This window comes from Pseudomonas sp. Z18(2022), from assembly GCF_036346535.1.
Lineage (GTDB): Bacteria > Pseudomonadota > Gammaproteobacteria > Pseudomonadales > Pseudomonadaceae > Aquipseudomonas > Aquipseudomonas yamanorum_A.
In genome coordinates this window covers 1-2,007 of sequence record NZ_JAOTOA010000059.1, presented here as the reverse complement: position 1 = coordinate 2,007, position 2,007 = coordinate 1, and the positions used below count along the sequence as shown (strand labels likewise).

General features: G+C 59.3%; 2 protein-coding genes. One reads left to right on the top strand and one right to left on the bottom strand.

All coding sequences use genetic code 11. The features are described from left to right. Positions 1-580: histidine phosphatase family protein (locus tag V3W39_RS33560; RefSeq protein ID WP_330214184.1), on the bottom strand; the 580-nt coding region annotated here is incomplete at its 3' end. Positions 581-717: 137 nt separating this feature from the next. On the opposite strand from V3W39_RS33560, the gene V3W39_RS33555 reads away from it, so the two are divergent. Continuing rightward, positions 718-1,671 carry an aliphatic sulfonate ABC transporter substrate-binding protein gene (locus tag V3W39_RS33555; protein ID WP_330214183.1) on the top strand — a complete coding sequence of 318 codons (954 nt, stop codon included), beginning with the start codon at positions 718-720 and terminating at the stop codon, positions 1,669-1,671. Positions 1,672-2,007: the final 336 nt, after the last annotated feature.

Below are 2,007 nucleotides of genomic sequence, written 5' to 3'. Positions count from 1 at the left end.
CGGGAGCAAGCTCCCTCGCCACATTTGGCTCTGTGGCTATCTTGAGCGTCAGCACTTCGCCGTTGCGCAATTGCCAGTCGAAGAAGTCTGAAAAGTCATCGCGGACCAATGCGCGAATCGCCTTGGCGACGACACCATGGGCAACCAGTACCACCACCTGTTGCCCATGGTTCACCAGCAACTCATTCAACCCCTTTCGAATACGCTCGACAAACTGCGAGACAGACTCCCCATCGGTGGGCGCCAATTCCCATTGCCGGGTAATATTCTGCGCCCACAGGTCGGGATAACGTTGCGCCGCCTCCGCCTGGGTCAGCCCTTCAAACACCCCCACGCTGCGCTCGCGAAACGCATCCAGCGTATGCAGTTCAAGCCCGTCATCCGCAAACACAATCGCCGCCGTCTGCTGTGCCCTGCGCAACGGTGAGACCACGACGGCATCGATCTGCGAAGGCAGCCTTGCCCGCAGCTCACGCGCCTGAAGCACACCCCGTTCGTTGAGATCGATGTCCAGCGAGCCCTGGTAACGGCCTTCGGCATTGGCATCGGTTTCGCCGTGACGAACAACATACAACTGCATACCACCTCCTTCACCCTGACGTTGAAAGGCCGCGAACGGCGCACCCGATAAAGGCCTAAGCTAAGATCGAAAAATTATTTATCGAATGTTTTTTAGAACAATAAGCTCACCTTAATCCATTAAGAGTCGAGCACGCCATGCCCCAGTTTTCGCTCCATCGCCTTTTCATCGCGGGCCTTGCCACACTGGGCCTCTGCACCACCCTGAGCACACAAGCCCAGGAAACCGTACGCATCGGCTACCAGAAATCCTCGACCCTGATCACCCTGCTTAAGACCCAGGGCACCCTGGAAAAAGCCCTCAAGGCCGATGGCATCGACGTCAGCTGGCACGAGTTTCCCAGTGGCTTGCCACTGCTGGAAGCACTGAACGTCGGTAACGTCGACATCAGCGCCGACGTGGCCGACACCGTGCCGATCTTCGCCCAGGCCGCCCAGGCCAAACTCACCTACTTCGCCCAGGAAGCGCCCTCGCCGCAAGCGCAGGCGATCGTGGTGCGCAAGGACTCGCCGATTCAGCAACTGGCGGATTTGAAAGGCAAGAAAATCGCCGTGACCAAGGCTGCCGGCACTCACTACTTATTGATCGCGGCCCTGAACAAGGCGGGGCTGGCTTTCTCCGATATCGAGCCGGCGTACCTGACGCCTGCCGATGGTCGCGCCGCGTTTGAAAACAACAAGGTTGATGCCTGGGTTACCTGGGAACCCTTCCTCACCAGCGTGCAACGCCAACTGCCTACCCGCACCCTCGCGGATGGCACTGGGCTGGCCAGTTACAAGCGTTATTACCTGACGGGTACGCCTTATGCCAAGGCGCATCCTGAAGTGCTGAAAGTGGTTTATGGGCAATTGCTCAAGGCCGGTGAGTGGGTGAAGCAGCATCCGCAAGACGCGGCGAATGTGTTGGGCCCACTGTGGGGCAACCTGGATGCAGCGACGGTGGAAACCGCGAATGCCCATCGCAGCTATCAGGTGCAACCGGTGACGCTGGACCAGTTGGGCGAACAGCAGAAGATTGCGGATGCGTTCTTCAAGGCGGGGTTGTTGCCCAAGGCGGTGGATGCTCAGGATGTGCAGGTGTGGAAACCTTGACGGTTCGCCAGGCGTCCGGGGCGGGGTACATATCCGTTATTTAGGTAACGGCGGCTTATGGTTTCGCTCTTACAGCGAGTCACTTTGCAAAAGCGGCAAAGTAACCAAAACGCCCTGCCCCGCCTGTCGGCACCTCGCTTAGGCTCGGTGTTCCCTCACTCCGGGATTGCTCCGCGGGCCGCCGCGACGGGGCGTCCCTGGCCCGTCGCGGCTAAACCGGCGTCCTGCCGGTTTACCCGCTCCTCAATCCCTGCGTTCGGCCTCGGGCTGAATGGGGCAGTCAGATCAAGATCAAAAGCAAGAGCACGGCGGCCTGAAAGCCGACCTGAGTGTTAA

What these genes read in the sequence shown, in the direction of transcription:
- V3W39_RS33555 (WP_330214183.1), top strand. Translation starts at nt 718, where the DNA reads ATGCCCCAGTTTTCGCTCCATCGCCTTTTCATCGCGGGCCTTGCCACA.